This is a genomic window from Marinobacter alexandrii (assembly GCA_039984955.1).
In the GTDB taxonomy this organism is placed as follows: Bacteria; Bacteroidota; Bacteroidia; order Cytophagales; family Cyclobacteriaceae; genus Ekhidna.
In genome coordinates, this window is record JBDWTN010000007.1 from 973,354 (window position 1) to 991,344 (window position 17,991).

Below are 17,991 nucleotides of genomic sequence, written 5' to 3' on the forward strand. Positions count from 1 at the left end.
ACTTATCTCATGTAGCGAGTAGAAAATAAATTTAAGGACCAATCAAAAGTCCTTGTTGCTTTGAATGAGAAGTTAGGGCTTCACCCGACTTAATCATATAGAAATAGTCAAGAGATTTCTCCACACCATCTCCAAATATTCTATCTTTGCGCGCTCATTTGAAAAAACGCATGCAAAGATTATTTCGAAATTTCACTTTTAATCCCAAAGACGATATCCTTTCAGGGCTCACTGTAGCGCTTGCGCTCGTTCCTGAGGCGGTTGCTTTTGCTTTTGTTGCTGGTATAGATCCCATGGTGGGTCTGTACGGAGCTTTTATGATGGGCATTGTGACTTCTATGTTTGGGGGTCGCCCAGGTATGATTTCGGGTGCTACTGGCGCCATGGCTGTTGTAATGGTGCACATGATTCAAAAAGGAAATGAAGTTGGAGCTTCTCTGGCAACACCCATGGAGAATCTTGGTCTTCAGTGGCTCTTCATTACACTCCTTCTGGTTGGAGGGATTCAGATTCTGGCCGGGATATTCCGACTTGGAAAATTTGTACGCCTTATTCCCCATCCAGTAATGATGGGTTTTGTGAATGGGTTGGCTATTGTGATATTTCTTTCTCAGCTTGGGCTTTTCAAGGAAAGAATAGGCGGAGAATACCAATGGATGCAGGGTAAGGATCTTTTCATTATGCTAGGTCTGGCAGGACTTACGATGGCTATCATGTTCTGGTTACCCAAAGTGACCAAAAAACTTCCTGCAGCACTTGTGGGAATCATAGTGGTTGCATCTATAACCATCTTTGGAGGTTTAGATGTAAGTACCGTTGGTTCATTCATTCGCGAAGGAGGTGGCAATGGCCTAGAAGGAAGTTTGCCATCATTCCAAATCCAGATTTTTAGTTTGATCGATACACTTCAAGGACATTGGGGATTGATTATTTCAACAGCCGTTCTACTAGCAGCTGTAGGTCTGATTGAGTCTTTGATGACCCTAAACCTTATTGATGATATGACGGAGACCCGAGGAAGTGGAAATCGGGAATGTGTAGCTCAGGGTGGAGCTAATATTTTAAATGGACTTTTTGGAGGTATGGGGGGCTGTGCTATGATTGGTCAGTCAATCATCAATGTTAGCTCTGGAGGACGAGGAAGACTCTCTGGAATCACTGCTGCTCTGGCATTACTTTGTTTTATCCTTTTTGCCGCGCCGATGATTGAGCAAATCCCAATTGCAGCTTTAGTAGGGGTAATGTTCATGGTTGTTATTGGAACGTTCGCTTGGAGTAGTTTCCGGATTATTAATAAAATTCCAGTGGCAGATGCAATTGTATTGATTACTGTATCCGCCATCACCGTATGGCAAGATTTAGCCATTGCAGTGATTGTAGGCGTGATCATGTCTGCTTTAGTTTTTGCTTGGCAAAATGCAACAAAAATTAGAGCAAGAAAATCAATCAAAGACGATGGCACAAAAGTCTATGAAATCTGGGGGCCGCTATTCTTTGGCTCTGTTCAGGCTTTTAATTCAAAATTTGATCCCGCCAATGATCCTAAAAAAGTAGAATTGGATTTTATCGAATCTCGTGTAAGTGATCACTCTGGCATTGAGGCCATATTTGCTTTGGAAAAGAAGTATAAAGAGTATGGCAAGCAGATCAAATTAATTCATTTAAGTCCAGAGTGTAAGATGTTGCTTCACAAAGCCAGCCCTGATTTTGAGCACATGATTGTTTCATCTATTGATGATCCAAGATATCATGTAGTGACTGACCTGATGGACAAAGAAGTCTAAAATTTAGACTTCTTTCTAAGTGCTAAGAAGGTAGTATAAATGTAGAACCAACACTCAGTGATTCCCCCAATTTTTCGCATATTGAAGATGTGTGAAAAGATTCGTAGTTAAATGGTGTAACAAATTAGCTTTCGTCTTCGTCCCATACTTTAATAATCCTAACTATTAATCATTGAAAGCCTTAACCTGCACCAGCTACGGTCCTACCGAAAATCTTACGATTAAAGAAGTAGAAAAACCCCATCCAACTAGCCATGAAGTATTAATCAGGATTCACTACTGTGCAGTAAATGATTACGACTGGAGCATGGTCAGAGGTAAACCATTTATCTATCGTTTATTATTCGGATTATTCAAACCAAAAAGACCAATTCCTGGAATGGAACTCTCAGGTGTTGTTGAAGCATGTGGTGAAAATGCAGGCACCTTCAATATTGGAGATGCTGTTTACGGAGACATTTCGGATCATGGTTTTGGGAGTTTTGCGGAGTATATATGTATCAATGAAAAGGCGGTTGTATCAAAGCCAGACCTTATGCCTTTTGAAGATGCTGCCGCTCTTTCACATGCCGCTAACTTAGCCTGGCAGGGATTGATTGATGTGGGACAAATTCAAAAGGGAATGAAAGTTCTCATCAATGGAGCTGGAGGTGGTGTAGGGACATTGGGGCTACATATTGCAAAAACCTACGATGCAGAGGTAGCGGGAGTAGATACAGGAGATAAGCTAAAAGTGATGAAAGAGATTGGTTTTGATCATATCATAGACTACAAACAAACTGATTTTACCAAAAGCGGTAAACAATATGATTTGATATTAGACGCCAAAACAAGTAGAGCGCCCAACAGCTATATCCCCTCTCTTACTTCCAATGGAAAATACGTATCAATTGGTGGTAACATTGGTCGGTTGATCCAGCTTCTTATTGCTCGAAAAATCTTTAAAAAGAGCGTGTTCATGGTTGGCCTTAAAGCCAACAAGGATCTTAACCACATCCATAAACTTTATGAGGAAGGAAAACTAAAGCCTATTATTGACGGCCCTTACCCATTGGATAAAACTCCGTGGGCAATCCAACATTTTGGAGAAGGAAAACATCAAGGCAAGGTGCTCATTTCTTTAATAAACGAGTAAAGTTTATTTCATCCCTTCGTATACTTTCTTCACCATTTCGCCAATCTTGGATGGCTCCAGCCAACGTGTGACGATCACTAAATCATTTTTTTGGTCTATTACAATAAAATTTCCACCAAACCCAGCAGCATAAAATAGATGATCTGGTAAGCCTTCCCATGCTCTGGGACCTTTATTGAGCCACCACATATACCCATAGCTTTCGAATGCCGGTGTGGGGGTTTGTATCATCTCCGTCCATTTTGCAGAAATAAGTTGCTTACCATCCCATTTTCCCTTGCGGGCAAAGAGCAATCCAAAACGCGCATGATCTTCAGTGCTAATAAACACACCACCTCCATGATGACCTCCACCACTCACCACTTGCATATGCTGACCATCCAATGTAACCCATGAATTGTCATAACCATACCAACGCCACGTTGTACTTGCCCCAATGGGGTCCATAATTCGTTCTTTTAACACCTGAGGGAGAGGTTTTCTCCATACATTCAGCAAAGAATAGGAAAGCACATTGACCCGCACATCATTGTACTTGTAGCTTGTTCCAGGCTCCTTTAGTTCACGGTATCTCCAATCATCGAACGTTCCTTTTCTATCAGGGCGATCAGTCCAGTCATACAATCCAAAAAGTGCTCCTGACCAATCAGAAGTCTGGTAGAGTAAATGCTCCCACGTAATTTTTGAATTATGTTCACCTTGAAAAGTATCATCCCAAACATAATCTTTCACTTGATCCTGGATAGACCGGATGAGTCCATCATCTACAGCAAGACCAGCAGTGGTAGATAAATAGCTCTTTGTCACACTGAATGTCATATCCACTCGCTTCGTGTCACCCCAACTAGCTATTAGATAGCCATCTTTGATGATCATCCCCGCTGGACCTCCTCGCTCTTTTGTAGGCCCCTGAAGTTGATGATAAGGCTCTCTGTTGAAACCCTCCAGAATCGCCAATCTCAAATCCTTTTGCCCGGAATATTCATTATCCATAGCAAACTGAACCGCATCTTCAATTGCTGATTTATTTAAACTAACTGATGATACAGACTTGCTTTCCCACTTATTTTGAGATGGATAATATTGAGCGCTGAGTGATATAGAAAGACTCAGCGCAAAGAAGAATAATAATTTTCTTGCCATGCGGGCAAGATACAAAATGTACAGTTTTTATTAGTCGAGCTGTATCGCTGTTCCACTTGCACTGACCATCATCATACCCGAATCCTTACCTAAGGTTTCATAGTCCAAATCGATGGCAATAATCGCATTTGCTCCATGTGCCTGAGCCGCTTCTATCATTTCCTTCACAGCTATATTTTTGGCATCCTTGAGTGATTTCTCATAAGAACCTGACCTGCCTCCTACAATATCTGTAATTGACGCAAAAATGTCTTTGAAAATATTGGCTCCAATGATTGCCTCACCAGTAACCATTCCATAGTATGTAGAAATAGTTTTTCCTTCTACGTTGTTCGTTGTTGTAAGTAGCATATTTATCTAATTATGTCGGTTGAAAGTGCTTTTTTCTTATAGCGTCGATTCAATAACGGATAGAGAAGTACCGAAGTTAAGATTAATAAGGTTCCCAAATAAAATCCAGGACTCATCTCTTCACTATCTCCGAAAATAACAAGCGCTAGTATGATCCCATATACAGGCTCAAGGTTTACCACCAAATTGATTGAAAAAGCGGACAAACGCTTCATTAGCTCAACGGAAACAGAATACGCATAAACGGTGCAGACAATAGCCAAAATACTTAAGTAAACCCAGTCAAACATAGAAGGATTAAGTGCCAGTCCATCAACGAAATAGGCAGTATAGAATGGGAAGAATAGAGCTGTCGCAGCACAAGCTCCTATCATCTCATAGAAGGTAATAACATAGGGATCATACTTCTTTGTCAATCTGCCATTAATGACCGTAAAAACTGAAGCTACAAACGCTGAAAGCACGGCAGTAAGAAGGCCTGATAGATAATCGAACTCTACATTGAATATCACACCGATTCCTATAAATGCAATAATACTCAGCAGCACTTCAAAGCCTTTAATTTTCTTTTTCTGCGATATTGGTTCAATTAGGCTTGTCCACAACGAACATGTCGCCATTCCTGCAAGACAAACAGAGGCGTTTGAGATTCTGGCGGATAGAAAAAATAGAATCCAATGTAGGGCTATTAAAACACCCGTCCCGAGAATAATGAGTAAATACTTTCTTGAGTCTATTTTTAAAGACCGCTTCCAAAGCACCAGTAATAGCCATAAGCCAACAGCAGATATCAGTGTCCTAAAGAAAACAACCTCTACCGCTGGCACCTCAATAAGAAGACCCAAAATAGCCGTAAACCCCCAAATTAGGACTGTGAAATGAAGGGTTAAGTAATCCTTCTTCTCCTGTATCATCTAGGAACTGTTTTATAAAGAAGTATGGCCACACCCGCAAAAATGATGTTTGGCATCCAGATAGCCAGAATGGTATTCATGGTTCCTGCTTCTGCTATTGCAGTAGCAAGAATAAACGCAATGATGAATGCGAAAGCAATAACAAAACCAAGAGCTATTTGAAAACCAGTACCCTGGCGAGTCTTTCTTGCAGAAACTGTAGCTCCTATGGCCATTAAAATGATCACTGTAAATGGAGACATGTACCTCACATATTTTTCAATCTGAAAAATATGGACATCATCGGCACCTCTGGATGTTTGAAGTTTGATATGCTCGTTTAGTTCACCCAGTGTCATGGTTTCCCAAACGCGATCTTTATTCCCAAAATCTTCCGGTGAAAGATTGAGCAATGTGTCTAATTCATCCCCCTGCGTTATAATTTCCTTTTTTTCCTTCAGCTCCCTCTTTTGCCATTTTTTAAGCTTCCATACGTTGGCTGAGTCCCAATCTATCTGCCGTGCAGTTATTTTTTCAACAAGTTGAGTTCCTTTAACCGTTTCTAGAGTCACTGAAGATCCTACGTCCCTTCGAACATCATATCTATACATATAGATATAATCCTCTAGTGAGTCTCGTTCAGAAATTTTAATGTGTATGTGCTTATCTGTATTGTAGAATGGGTCTTTGAGGTATTTCAGCTCAAATTCTAATCTAAACTTGTTGGCTTCCGGGATTACAAAACTATTTAGATAAAAACTAGAAGAACCAATCAGAACTGCCGCTATCACATAAGGTACAAGCATACGTCTAAAGCTTATACCGCTGGCCAGTATAGCAACGATCTCTGTCTTAGCAGCCATGCTAGCAGTCACAAATACGGTAGCAATAAAAACCGTTATAGGAGTCAAAAGACTTGCTATGTACGGAATGAAAGTAAGGTAGTAATCCCAAATAAGAGCTGAACTCAATTCATTTTTAATAAAATCATCATTCTTCTCTGTGAAGTCAATCACACAAATAATTAACTCCAATATCCCCACCACAAAAACGAACGTGACAAGTATTTTTTTAAGTATGTACCAATCGAGCTTCTTCATTTTAGACACCTTTTCTTAAAGGCGTTGGCTTACATTTTTGACCATTTCTTCTTTCCAGATTGCGAAGTTATCATTTATGATTTGCTTACGTGCTTCTCCCACCAGCCACAAGTAAAACGTTAAGTTCTGGATGCTTGCAATTTGTGCGCCAAGAATTTCATTACTCGTGATCAAATGCCTCAAATAGGCCTTGGTGTAAAAGCTACTCACATACCCGTCTAGTCCTGGATCAATAGAGGAAAAATCATCTTTCCATTTCTCATTTCGAATATTAACTATCCCCTGGGTGGTGAACAGCATCCCATTCCGTGCATTTCGTGTAGGCATTACACAGTCAAACATATCTACGCCTAATGCAATGCATTCAAGAATATTGGCTGGGGTGCCTACCCCCATTAAATATCTGGGTTTGTCTTTTGGCAAAATTCGGCAGACATGATCAGTCATTGCATACATATCTTCTGCTGGCTCACCAACTGACAAGCCTCCAATGGCATTCCCCTCTCTTTCTTTGCTCGCTATGTATTCTGCAGATTGTGTTCGAAGATCTTTGTACACACTTCCTTGAACAATCGGAAATAAGGTCTGGTTATAGCCATACTTACCTTCTGTTGCATCGAATTGATTCACACATCTATCCAACCATCGATTTGTCATGTGCATAGATTTTTGTGCATAATCATACTCACATGGGTACGGTGTACACTCATCAAATGCCATGACAATATCCGCACCTATGGTACGCTGGATATCCATAATAGACTCTGGAGTAAAAAAATGCTTACTTCCATCTTTATGCGACTGGAAATGTACTCCTTCCTCCACAATCTTACGATTCTCTGCCAGGGAATAGACCTGATATCCTCCGCTATCAGTCAAAATTGGGCGATCCCAACCATTAAATTTATGCAGCCCTCCAGCTTGCTCAATTATCTCCAACCCAGGGCGCATATAGAGATGATAGGTATTCCCCAAGATAATTTGCGCCTTGATATCATCCACTAACTCACGCTGATGAACAGCTTTGACAGTGCCTGCTGTACCAACAGGCATGAAAATAGGGGTTTGTATTTCTCCATGATCAGTCGTGATGGTACCGGCCCTTGCTGAAGATTTACTATCTGTATTTTTTAGTTCGAACTGCATGCGCCGCAAAAATAGGATTTAATGATCTCTGCTGTATTGTTCTTTTAACCTGAGCTCAATTAAAAACCTTGCCTCAGTTTGAAATGGTTTTGATTAGAAATTTTAACAAAATCTCGAAGGAATATCTGGATATTTCAAGAGGGTTTGGTGAAATTCATAGCAAAAGCAGTCAAATCCGTAGGATAAGCACTTTTCACGCCATCTTTGCTTCGAAAATTCATCAAAATGAAAGGTCATTCCTCATAATTTTCAAAACAAATCTGACGTAAACAATACTTACTGAAGCTAATATTTTTAATCGATCTCAGGTTTTAAGCTTTTCAGATTTGTATGTTATTTACGATCAGGTTTGCTTAATTCACCAAATGATTATGATCATATGTTTAATAATAGGATCAATACACCTTGGAATCGTTGTATTTCATGCACTCGTACTTATTCGATATAAGACGATTGATAGGCCTCATAGTTCTCCCCTTTTATCCATCATTGTTGCTGCTAAAAATGAAGAAAAAAACCTAAAAAAATTAATCCCAAGGTTACTAGAGCAGAAGTATCATGCATTTGAAATCATAATTGGATTAGATCAATGTACCGATGAAAGTTTAAACTATTTGAGAAGTATTAAATCTGAAAAGATCCAAATCATTGACATAGATGAGGTTCCTTCCGATTGGAACTCAAAGAAGTATGCACTGAATGAGTCCATTAGAAATTCAACCGGAGAATGGTTGGTTTTCATCGATGCAGACTGTGTCCCACATTCAAATCAATGGTTAAGCTCCTTCTCAAGTCAAATTCATATGAAAACGAATTTCATTATAGGCGTTTCTCCGTATACAGCCAATACTTCTTTATTATCTCAACACATCGCTTTTGAAGCATTTCAAACAGCATTTTTATATGTATCTAGAGCGCTACTTGGAAAACCGTATATGGCAGTAGGTAGAAATATGGCAATCAGGAAGTCCTATTTTGAGAAAATATCTGGCTATGAAAAAATTAGGTCAATCACTGGAGGGGATGATGACCTTATGATTCAAAATTATGCCTCAAAAGAGAATACAAGGATTCTCTTAGAAAAACAAAGTATTGTTTACACTTTTCCAGATAAACATTGGAAAAACTACTGGAATCAGAAAATCCGACATTACTCTGTTGGTAAAAAATACAAGCCAAAAGACCTATCATTTCTTAGTTTGTTTCATTTTTCCCATCTATTTTTCCTAATCTTCCTCTTTTTTAACCTTTCACACACATATTTCTTACCAACGCTCCTTTTTTACCTATTTATTAAATTAGTGAGTTATAGATTTGTTGCAGGTAAAATGGGAATGAACATTAACTATATGTTGTTTCCCATCGTTGACATGTTATATGCTTTACTCACTCCGGTGATTGCATTACAGTCAAAACTCAAAAAGGACATTAAATGGAAGAACTAAATCGTCAGTTTTCTGATAAGGCACTTCGCGATTTCAAGTTGATAGACTTAGCAACTGAAGGTAATGATGAGGCTGCCTATGCAGAGCTCATGCAACGCTACAAAAAGCCCGTTTACCATATGATCTTAAAGATGGTACGAAACGTTGATGACGCAGAAGACCTAACGATTGAAGCCTTTGCTAAGGCATTTAAAAATCTTAGCAGATTCAAAAAGGATTACACCTTCAGCACGTGGCTCTTTAGAATAGCTACAAACAATGCTATCGACTTCATCCGAAAGAAAAAGTTAAACACCTTTAGCCTGAATAGCACTTTTACTGACGATAGTGGCGAATCTGTCAATATCGATGTTCAAGACAAGAACCTTACACCTGATGAGGAGACGATAAAAGATCAAAAAATAGAATTAGTAAGAATGTTTGTAGACAAGCTTCCTGCTAAGTATCAGCGATTAGTCAAACTTCGCTATTTTGACGAGCTTTCTTATGATGAAATTGCGAAGGAACTTGAGGCTCCATTAGGTACGGTAAAAGCTCAACTGCATAGAGCTCGGGAGCTCATGTATGAGTTGGTAAAGGATAAAAAGAAGCATATCTAATCCTAACCTGTCATTCTGAATTTATTTCAGAATCTTTGTACTTATTTCTAATTGATGCTTAATGAGTTTAGCATCCCTTTAATTCTAGTCAGATCGAAATCATCCATAAATACTTTCCCAATCTTACTGATTCCCAAAAGGATCAGATTGAACAGCTATATCCATTATACGAAGAATGGAATGCCAAAATCAATGTGGTCAGTCGAAAAGATATCGATCAACTCTATGAACGACATGTTTTGCATAGTCTGGCCATCGCAAAATTTATTGACTTTACGAATGGGTCAACTATTCTTGATGTGGGCACTGGAGGTGGTTTTCCCGGAATTCCTCTAGCCATATTATTCCCGGACTGCACCTTCCATTTAGTGGATTCTATAGGCAAAAAGATCACCGTTGTTAATGAAGTCTCCAAAGCTCTCGCATTAACGAATATTACTGCTGAACATCAACGAATGGAAAAAGTGAGGGGAACCTTTGATTTTGTTGTTTCCAGAGCTGTCGCCCAAACCAAGCAACTTTTTATTTGGGCACATCAAAAAATCAGCAAAGAACAAAAAAATGATATTGACAATGGGATGATCCTCTTAAAAGGAGGTGACCTGAATCAAGAAATGAAAGAATTTGGAAGACGGTATGTCGAAAAAGACCTTTCCAATTATTTCAGTGAAGAGTTCTTCGAGACGAAGAAGATTATCTACGTGCCTGTTCATTAAAATGAAAAACCCTTCCTATTTAAAGGAAGAGTCTATTTTATATAATATCATTTTATTTTTTTAGAAATAAAGTGAAAAGCCAACATTCAAGCCAAACGTACTGCTGTCGATGATGTCGTCACCTGACCTCATACCGTAGTTCAATGAGGGCTCGATAGCCACATTATCCACTATCCAGATTGGATATCCTGCCTCAAATGAAAGTACTGTGAAATTTGTCGTAATCTCTGCCTTTGTTGGTGTTATCACCAACAAACCTAGTCGTTTCCATTGTGGTGACTCAAAAAAGGAAATCTATTCTTGGTTTTTAAATAAAATTCCGCTGATGAAAATGGATATTCCTCCGGCAACTCGCACAAGCCTGCTTTTACTGGATTCATGTGGATATAATCTAATTTTTGATTAAAAACATCTGATGAATATAAGTCAACAGATAATGCGTTTCTTTTCCAGAATTGATACTTTCGATCTTTCTTATTGACTTCAAAATATTCAAGAACTTTTGGATGATTCGCAATTAGATCGAATTTGATCTGCTGAGCCACATATTTCAAAAAATCCCGTTGTACAGCTTCTCGTTTATGGGGATCTTGAATTTGCCAAATGAGATGTATATGATTACTCATAATGACAAATCCAAAAACAGCTACTCTTTTTTCTCTGACTAAAAAAGTCAGGCTATCCAGAATGAGTAATTTATATTTATCTGGTTTTAGCAAGTGCCTCCACTCGAAAACAGTTATGGTAATAAAATGTGGATGCTCCAAGGGAAATTCCATTCACAAATTTAGGCAAACTCATATAGTCTTGTTGGTGATAACACCAACAAGGGCTCGGCTCGGTTCTCAACAACAAGGGCTTCAATATAACGAATTGTTACTCCGGTAAATAAATTCTATAAATAACGGATTTATATTCAAAATTTAATAATTTAACATAACGCTATGTTTAATTTAAAATTATTACTATGAAAAAAAGAACACTCACTATTTTCGCAGCATGTCTAATGCTATTTCCACTACTTTCATTTAGTCAGCCATCTGTCTGCGGTGGAAATGGCAGCCCAGATGGAGCACAAGTAAACCGAGATTATGCATTTTGTGTGGACGACCTACCTAGTTTTTGTGAATTACTAAGTTTTCGTGTTGTAAATCAAAACTCCACATCACTTCATCAATTAGTTGGAAATACATTATTTCTTGTTTGGAAACCATCATATGTTGGAACGACACAAACCATAGAGGTTAAATTTAGATGTCAAATAAGCTTTTTAGACTTTACCGAAACAGCAACATTCGATTACACACTTCATAATTAACCTTGACTAAGCATTACAGTTTATAAAATTGTTACTTCTTCAATAAAAACTCCCCTACAACGCATCCTTATTATTCAACATAACGCTATATTAAATTTAAAAATCAATAAAATGAAAAAGACAACACTCACCATTTTCGTAGCATGTATCATGCTACTCCCCTTAACCTCATTTGATTGGATATCTTCCGCTGATCAGGGATTTTTCTATATTCCTATCGATGTTACTGGAGGTAATGGCACTTCTGATGGAGAACAAGTAAATCGGGATTATGAATTTACTGTAGATATCCCTCTTGGGTGTACGCTAGCCAGCTTTAAAGTTTTAGATGGTAATTCAACTTCATCTCAGCAAGTTGTTGGTAATAAACTGTTCTTGGTCTGGAAACCAAGTTATGTCGGAACTACCCAAACTATTGAGGCTGTTTGTTCATGTCCCTATTATTTTCCACCCTCAATGCGCGTAGGAATAGGTTATGAAAATTATACTCTCCATAATTAACTGAACTAAGCTCCCAAAAAGGGTTACAATTCAATAAGGATAACAATTACTAGCATCAGGGGTACCCTTGATGCTATTTCATTTTGATTGTTTCTATTCTAACGCATTAGAAAGAGTAAAAAAAGAGTATGAATCTCTATGATTGTTGATTTACTCAACAACTATCGTTTCAAAAAGTATGGACACAAAAAAACCCTTCCAAATGGAAGGGTTTTAATTTTTTATTTACTTCTTAGAAGTATAGGAAGAATCCTACGTTAACACCAAAAGTAGAAGAATCTTCTAGAAGATCTCCACCTCCAAGTGAATAGTTAAGACTTGGTTCAAGAGCGACAGTTTCACCACCTATGAAGATAGGGTAACCAGCCTCTATATTTATCTGAGTCCCACTTACAGAATCGCCATCACCGAATTTGGCACTTACAGCATCAAATCCTAAACCCGCGTAGAATGTTCCGTTGAAGTAATATCTAGAAAAAAGACCTATTTCCGTAGTATTAAGGGCATCTTCTGATCCAACTTGCTTGATAGAGCTATAACCTAAATTCAGACCTCCGGCAAGATTATCAATAAGAAAATAACCAGCTTTTACATCAAGTATGAAAGTTGAACCATTTTCATCTACTCCATCAACGCTTTGAGAAGAGAATCCAAGGTTAGAAGAAGCTCCTACTACCCATCCACCTTGATCTGTTTGTGCATTAGCCGCAAATCCGAAAACTGCTACTAGCGCGATTGTTAGTAATACTTTTTTCATTTTAGTTTTTATTTTGGTTGTACAATGGATGCAATATAGGCATAGGAAATGAAGTAAAAAATACCCTTATCTGGGTATTTTGTCCATTTATGTAAAAAAATACCTCTCTCACTATCAATAAGATATGGAATGATCCTATATCTTCTACTTACAGTGCAAAAAACACATTAAAAGAAAGCGTATTATTCTTAACATCAGCGTTTCCAAAATCATACACGTTAGATAAACCCGCATTGTATCGCAAGCCTGCTGTCATCGTTGAAGAAAATGCATATCCAGCTCCAATTCCTACGGTAAGATTTACTGCATTTGCATCAGTATCATCGTCACCCAGAATAAGTCCAAGTTGTGGGCCAAATTCAAGCATTAGCTCTTCAAAATTGAGCTTGCCCATGACCCCAAGATTTAGGTTAGTGAAGCTAACATTATCATCTCCTTCAAGAGATAATCCTGCTTCTGGTTGTACAGCAAAGTCTCCTGTAAGCACTTTGTTATAGTAACCGCCAACGTTCAATCCTATTCTAGTATCAGAATCTCCAGCATCACCTCCAAAAGAGGATAGGTTCAAACCAGCACGTATACCGTATCCAGCTTGCTGAGCGCTTAAGCTTGTTCCTATTAGGACAAAAGCTGCGAGTAAAAAGATTTTTGTTAAATTTTTCATAATGTCTAAACTGTTTGAATTAAAATCAGCAACAAACTAAGTCACAATAACCGATATTTAAGTACTCGATTTAAAAAATATGGGTAAACGAAAAATTGTTGTGCTCACTGGCGCTGGAATAAGTGCTGAAAGTGGTTTAAAAACTTTCCGAGATTCGGATGGTCTTTGGGAGGGACATGATGTAACCCAAGTAGCAACACCTGAAGCCTGGAGAAAAAATCAATCTTTGGTACTTGAATTTTACAATCAAAGGAGAAAACAAGCACTCTCAGTGGAACCTAACAATGGGCACAAAGCTTTGGTGGAATTAGAAGAACACTTCGAGGTAGTCATCGTTACCCAAAACATTGACTCTCTTCATGAAAAAGCTGGCAGCACCAATGTACTCCATCTCCACGGTGAAATCACTAAAGTGAGAAGTACTGTAGATCCCGGGTTAGTCTATGAATTGGATGGATGGGAACTGAAAGAGGGAGATAAATGTGCCAAAGGCTCACAACTTAGACCACATATTGTCTGGTTTGGAGAAGCTGTACCTATGATGGATTCTGCAATCGAAGAAGTTCTTTCTGCAGACATCTTCATCGTGGCTGGAACTTCTTTAGTGGTATATCCGGCAGCTGGATTGGTGGATTTTGTGAGGAAAGAAGTCCCAAAGTACATCATTGACCCAAAGATTCCTGCTATTTCAGATAATCGTAATTTTAACTTTTATGAAGAACCTGCAAGCACGGGCCTTCCAAAAGTGCAGCAAGATTTAATTAAAAATCACCTATGAGCAAGACCACATTAGAAACTTTTTATACTGCTTTCCAAAATCATGATGCATCAAAAATGGCAGAATGCTATCACGAAGATGCAACCTTCAGCGATCCAGCATTTCAAAATTTAAATCATAGCGAGGTGACTTCTATGTGGGAAATGCTCATAAAAAGGTCAAAAGGAAAGCTCACAATTGACTACCATTCAGTCATAGGAGATTCAGAAGTAGCTCAATGCACCTGGGAAGCAACATATGAATTTTCGAAGACCGGAAAAAGCGTGCATAACATCATCCACTCTACGATGAAGTTTAAAGATGGACTGATTATCAATCATGAAGATCAATTTGATTTCTGGAGGTGGTCACGAATGGCTCTAGGTCTTCCTGGAATCCTGTTGGGCTGGTCTCCGATTATAAAGTCAAAAGTCAGGAAGACGGCACGGATGTCTTTGGATAAATACATGCAAGAGAATTAATTCTCTTGCATCAAAACATTTAAAAGCTCCTTGTCTTTAGACTCACTATACCCTAACCAATCTAATGTGGATTGAAAGAACATGTTATCTACATCCTTTTGAGGTAAATTCATCTCCGTAATAAATTTCCCAATCTCCAAGTCTCCCAGTGGGAAAGGATAATCCGAACCTAGACAAACTTTCTCAGAGCCTATTAAATCAATTACGTACTTAAGATAAGTCGGATCATGTGTGATACTGTCTACCCAAAATTTTCCCAAATATTCACGAGGATTCACATCGTTGTGGACAGCTACCAAATCAGGACGGCAATTAAACCCATGCTCTAAACGTCCAATGGTTGCAAGAAGCGAGCCTCCTGAATGTGCAAAACACACTCTCAATTTCGGATATCTCTCAAAAACACCTCCAAAGATCATTGAAGCAGCTGCTCTGGCAGTCTCGGCAGGCATCCCTACCAACCATGGAAGCCAGTATTTTTCCATGTATTCCTTGCCCATCATATCCCATGGATGAACTAAAATAGACATTCCTAAGCTCTCACAAGCTTCAAAAAATTCAAAAAAGCGAGGTTTACTCAGGTTATGATTGTTGATGTTGGATCCTATTTGTACTCCTGGGACACCTAAGCTCTTTAATCTTTCAAGTTCCTTAATTGCTAAATCTGGATCTTGCATAGGAACGGTACCAAGTCCGATGTAATTTTTAGGATTTTCTTCTACTACCTGAGCTATATGATCATTGAGAAACATGGAGAGGTCTAGGCAATCGTGAGCGTCTGCCCAATAGCTAAACATGACAGGAATAGTACATATCACTTGAACTTGCGTGTCAAACGCCTCGTATTCTTTTATCCTTCGTTTTTCATCCCAGCAGTTTGATTGTATCTCTCGAAAAAACTTATCTCCCTTCATCATTCTTGCTGCCTCTGGCTTATGGTGCAGCAAATGGATGAAATCGCCGTAACCGAATTTTTCTGCAAAATTCGGAATGCTGTGAGGGAGAATATGCGTGTGCATATCTATTTTCAAACGTGTAGACTTAGCCATTAGACAAAGATAACGAGAATAGGTTATTGACTACTGCAGTGCTTTTCAAGCATTGCTCTGGCTTGCTCCATCCCCAGTTTTTTGGCATTTTTTAGATATAGGCATGCCTTATTTTCTTCTTTAAGATTCAAATATGCCATAGCCGCATTAAACCAAACATTTTCATAACTTCTATCCACAGAAAGATACTGCTCATAAAACCCAATGGCATCTTTGTATTTCTTCTCATGAAACAATGAGTTACCTATCAGGTAGAATGCCTCGGATCGAGTTGGATTCAATTGCATCGCTTTAATAAAATCCCTTCTGGACTGAATGTACTCACCTATTCTCAGAAAAGCCTTACCCCTACTTACATACGCCAGATCATCAAAGGAATTAGCCTCTATTGCCTTGGTATGATAGGTAACAGCAAGGCTAAAGTCTCCACTTTCATAGGCATTAGCTCCAACCAGGTTGAGCATAGGTGTGAAGTTTTCATCTTCAAGCAAAAAAGAAGGTAATTGAGTTGTCTCATCGAGAACCGCGAGATTATACCAAGCATGATAATTTAATGAATCAATTTTTATCGCAATCTTAAGATCTGCAATTGCATCACTATCTCTTCCCATCTTGGCATATAATTGAGATCGGTTGATGAAAGAATCAACAATCGTATCATACTTCAGTGATGAAGAAAAGTCTTTCAATGCTGAGTCCCAATCTCCCGCTTTCTGATATGCCAGTCCTCTATATTGGTAAACTCTATTCAGCATCGATTGAAGCGTCGTTAAGAATGTCCCTTTTGCACCTGTTGGATCAGATGCATAGTAGATCGCCTTGGTTTCAGACCTTGATTGATTTTCGATCACATAAGTAAAATCCTTTATTGCCTGCTCGCTACTAGCGGAGTTATAGTAAATCAGTCCTTTTTGAAAGAAAGCTTCAAGGTTGTCAGGATCTCTTTGAATGACTGCTTCATAATCCGCAAGTGCTCGAAGGGGCTTGTTTTCAACTTCATGAATCATCCCGCTTAGAAAGTAGTCTTCCGCATTAGGCCTTCGTGCTAAATTTTTATTGATGTAAAACCTGGCAGAATCAACTTGATTTTGATTGAGTTTTTTTCTAGCCAGATCATAGTAATCCTGAGAAAAGGAATGACCTGCAGATAATAGTAGTAGGAAGAAAGATAAAAGCAATGCTTTCATAGGGTCAAGTTTCCTTAAGAAAAACGAGCCTTGGAGTATCTAGGTTATAGGACTCGTTGAATTTGCATGCTGCTTTCCTTGCATAGATGATCAAACTTTCCGCTCTCAAGCGTATAAAAGCTAACAGCCATAACAAGAAAAAGTCCAGTGCCCTCAGGTATGATTCGATTGTCGATTGAAATCATTCCTGTCATTGGCTCTGTAGGAATCTTAAGAAGTGGAAGCATCGAACTTTCATACGTTCCAAACTTCCCATGAAGCTCTTTATTGACAGGTTTATAACCTTGCTCTTTTTGATCGAACTGATAATCAGAAAGTGCGATTAGTCTTGCAGTAATTTTGAAATTTGTAGCTCCTTTAGGGCTTTGGAATGTTTTTTCAGGCACAAAAGCTGGAAAATGAAGAATTACTTGACCTCTTTGAGACCCAGGCTTCACAAAGTACTTCGCTCCAAAAATCTTTTCATACGGTGCTTTCGAATTAAATTCGAATCCATTTAGCAAATGTCCATGCTTACTTAAAAAAAGTGGACGAGTTCCTGTTTTCCCTTCTTCCATTTTAGCCAGGTTCCTAAATTGAGCCGTCAGTTTTCCAGAAACATATGTTTCGCATATCTCTGACATTCCTGAGGAAAGAGATTGTCTTAGCGTTTTCGCCATCATTGAAGCCACGCCAAATTCCTTCTGATTGTTTCTAAGTTCCTTATAAGATTCCTTGTTCTTAATTTGGGTAGCAGTGGGCCCACCTTTCTTGGCTATTATTTCTTTTTCTATCCCTTTCAATTTGTATCGTCTGTATCCTTTTGGAATCTCAATTTCAATAGGCGTTCTAGGTGAATCTTTCATTTAGCTGGAGCTATTTACGGTTTGACTTTCTCTTTTTTCGTGACTAAGGGGCGATGAATATAGTCATTTGACCCGTAACAACAAAATTTAACCTTCATCAAATGATTATAAAAGCTGAA

The 17,991-nt window shown here is 38.6% G+C and carries 21 protein-coding genes; 9 read left to right on the plus strand and 12 right to left on the minus strand.

Annotation, left to right across the window (positions count from 1 at the left end; translation table 11 throughout):
* Positions 1-170: 170 nt before the first annotated feature.
* On the plus strand, positions 171-1,784 hold the full coding sequence (locus ABJQ32_10480) for a SulP family inorganic anion transporter (GenBank protein ID MEP5290068.1): 1,614 nt from the start codon (positions 171-173) through the stop codon (positions 1,782-1,784).
* Positions 1,785-1,956: 172 nt separating this feature from the next.
* Positions 1,957-2,919 carry an NAD(P)-dependent alcohol dehydrogenase gene (locus tag ABJQ32_10485; protein MEP5290069.1) on the plus strand — a complete coding sequence of 321 codons (963 nt, stop codon included), beginning with the start codon at positions 1,957-1,959 and terminating at the stop codon, positions 2,917-2,919.
* Positions 2,920-2,922: 3 nt separating this feature from the next.
* On the opposite strand, the gene ABJQ32_10490 is transcribed toward ABJQ32_10485, so the two are convergent.
* Genes ABJQ32_10490 through tgt form a run of 5 tightly spaced genes read right to left on the minus strand, consistent with a single transcriptional unit; the run spans position 2,923 to position 7,552 of the window.
* Positions 2,923-4,062: a serine hydrolase gene (locus tag ABJQ32_10490; protein MEP5290070.1), complete on the minus strand. Its 1,140-nt coding sequence runs from the start codon at positions 4,060-4,062 to the stop codon at positions 2,923-2,925.
* 30 nt (positions 4,063-4,092) lie between these two features.
* On the minus strand, positions 4,093-4,413 hold the full coding sequence (locus tag ABJQ32_10495; GenBank protein MEP5290071.1) for a heavy metal-binding domain-containing protein: 321 nt from the start codon (positions 4,411-4,413) through the stop codon (positions 4,093-4,095).
* Positions 4,414-4,415: 2 nt separating this feature from the next.
* Entirely contained in the window at positions 4,416-5,327 is a 912-nt protein-coding gene (locus tag ABJQ32_10500) for a DMT family transporter (GenBank protein ID MEP5290072.1), read from the minus strand.
* Positions 5,324-6,406: an LptF/LptG family permease gene (locus tag ABJQ32_10505; GenBank protein MEP5290073.1), complete on the minus strand. Its 1,083-nt coding sequence runs from the start codon at positions 6,404-6,406 to the stop codon at positions 5,324-5,326. Before ABJQ32_10505 ends, ABJQ32_10500 begins: the two co-directional genes overlap by 4 nt.
* Before the next feature lie 15 nt (positions 6,407-6,421).
* A complete protein-coding gene (gene tgt, locus ABJQ32_10510) occupies positions 6,422-7,552 on the minus strand; it encodes a tRNA guanosine(34) transglycosylase Tgt (protein MEP5290074.1) in 1,131 nt (376 codons plus the stop codon).
* 371 nt (positions 7,553-7,923) lie between these two features.
* Here tgt and ABJQ32_10515 point away from each other — a divergent pair, with 371 nt between their 5' ends.
* The 3 genes from ABJQ32_10515 (at position 7,924) to rsmG (ending at position 10,312) form a co-directional block, all read left to right on the plus strand.
* Positions 7,924-8,997: a glycosyltransferase gene (locus ABJQ32_10515; GenBank protein ID MEP5290075.1), complete on the plus strand. Its 1,074-nt coding sequence runs from the start codon at positions 7,924-7,926 to the stop codon at positions 8,995-8,997.
* Positions 8,985-9,596: a sigma-70 family RNA polymerase sigma factor gene (locus ABJQ32_10520; GenBank protein ID MEP5290076.1), complete on the plus strand. Its 612-nt coding sequence runs from the start codon at positions 8,985-8,987 to the stop codon at positions 9,594-9,596. Before ABJQ32_10515 ends, ABJQ32_10520 begins: the two co-directional genes overlap by 13 nt.
* Before the next feature lie 146 nt (positions 9,597-9,742).
* The gene (rsmG, locus tag ABJQ32_10525; GenBank protein ID MEP5290077.1) at positions 9,743-10,312 is read left to right on the plus strand and encodes a 16S rRNA (guanine(527)-N(7))-methyltransferase RsmG; all 570 of its coding nucleotides are present in this window, start codon (positions 9,743-9,745) and stop codon (positions 10,310-10,312) included.
* 60 nt (positions 10,313-10,372) lie between these two features.
* On the opposite strand, the gene ABJQ32_10530 is transcribed toward rsmG, so the two are convergent.
* Positions 10,373-10,561, minus strand: a complete 189-nt coding sequence (locus ABJQ32_10530; GenBank protein MEP5290078.1) for a hypothetical protein — start codon at positions 10,559-10,561, stop codon at positions 10,373-10,375.
* An 8-nt stretch (positions 10,562-10,569) separates the two neighbouring features.
* A complete protein-coding gene (locus tag ABJQ32_10535) occupies positions 10,570-11,091 on the minus strand; it encodes a hypothetical protein (protein MEP5290079.1) in 522 nt (173 codons plus the stop codon).
* A gap of 188 nt (positions 11,092-11,279) precedes the next feature.
* On the opposite strand from ABJQ32_10535, the gene ABJQ32_10540 reads away from it, so the two are divergent.
* Complete coding sequence (locus tag ABJQ32_10540) at positions 11,280-11,630, plus strand: hypothetical protein (GenBank protein MEP5290080.1); 351 nt, start codon at positions 11,280-11,282, stop codon at positions 11,628-11,630.
* A 111-nt stretch (positions 11,631-11,741) separates the two neighbouring features.
* Positions 11,742-12,131: a hypothetical protein gene (locus ABJQ32_10545; GenBank protein MEP5290081.1), complete on the plus strand. Its 390-nt coding sequence runs from the start codon at positions 11,742-11,744 to the stop codon at positions 12,129-12,131.
* Between the two features lie 232 nt (positions 12,132-12,363).
* Here the strand turns inward: ABJQ32_10545 and ABJQ32_10550 are convergent, their stop codons facing one another.
* Together ABJQ32_10550 and ABJQ32_10555 are read right to left on the minus strand one after the other, a co-directional pair.
* Entirely contained in the window at positions 12,364-12,888 is a 525-nt protein-coding gene (locus tag ABJQ32_10550; protein ID MEP5290082.1) for a hypothetical protein, read from the minus strand.
* Between the two features lie 148 nt (positions 12,889-13,036).
* Complete coding sequence (locus tag ABJQ32_10555; protein MEP5290083.1) at positions 13,037-13,552, minus strand: outer membrane beta-barrel protein; 516 nt, start codon at positions 13,550-13,552, stop codon at positions 13,037-13,039.
* Positions 13,553-13,631: 79 nt separating this feature from the next.
* On the opposite strand from ABJQ32_10555, the gene ABJQ32_10560 reads away from it, so the two are divergent.
* Together ABJQ32_10560 and ABJQ32_10565 are read left to right on the plus strand one after the other, a co-directional pair.
* The gene (locus ABJQ32_10560; protein MEP5290084.1) at positions 13,632-14,330 is read left to right on the plus strand and encodes an NAD-dependent deacylase; all 699 of its coding nucleotides are present in this window, start codon (positions 13,632-13,634) and stop codon (positions 14,328-14,330) included.
* On the plus strand, positions 14,327-14,791 hold the full coding sequence (locus tag ABJQ32_10565; GenBank protein ID MEP5290085.1) for a nuclear transport factor 2 family protein: 465 nt from the start codon (positions 14,327-14,329) through the stop codon (positions 14,789-14,791). The genes ABJQ32_10560 and ABJQ32_10565 overlap by 4 nt, the downstream gene beginning before the upstream one ends.
* On the opposite strand, the gene ABJQ32_10570 is transcribed toward ABJQ32_10565, so the two are convergent.
* The 3 genes from ABJQ32_10570 to ABJQ32_10580 are packed head-to-tail and all read right to left on the minus strand — an operon-like array spanning position 14,788 to position 17,872.
* The gene (locus tag ABJQ32_10570) at positions 14,788-15,840 is read right to left on the minus strand and encodes an amidohydrolase family protein (protein MEP5290086.1); all 1,053 of its coding nucleotides are present in this window, start codon (positions 15,838-15,840) and stop codon (positions 14,788-14,790) included. The two genes, ABJQ32_10565 and ABJQ32_10570, sit on opposite strands and share 4 nt — an antisense overlap.
* Before the next feature lie 23 nt (positions 15,841-15,863).
* Entirely contained in the window at positions 15,864-17,027 is a 1,164-nt protein-coding gene (locus ABJQ32_10575; protein ID MEP5290087.1) for a tetratricopeptide repeat protein, read from the minus strand.
* Between the two features lie 44 nt (positions 17,028-17,071).
* Complete coding sequence (locus ABJQ32_10580) at positions 17,072-17,872, minus strand: hypothetical protein (GenBank protein MEP5290088.1); 801 nt, start codon at positions 17,870-17,872, stop codon at positions 17,072-17,074.
* Positions 17,873-17,991: the final 119 nt, after the last annotated feature.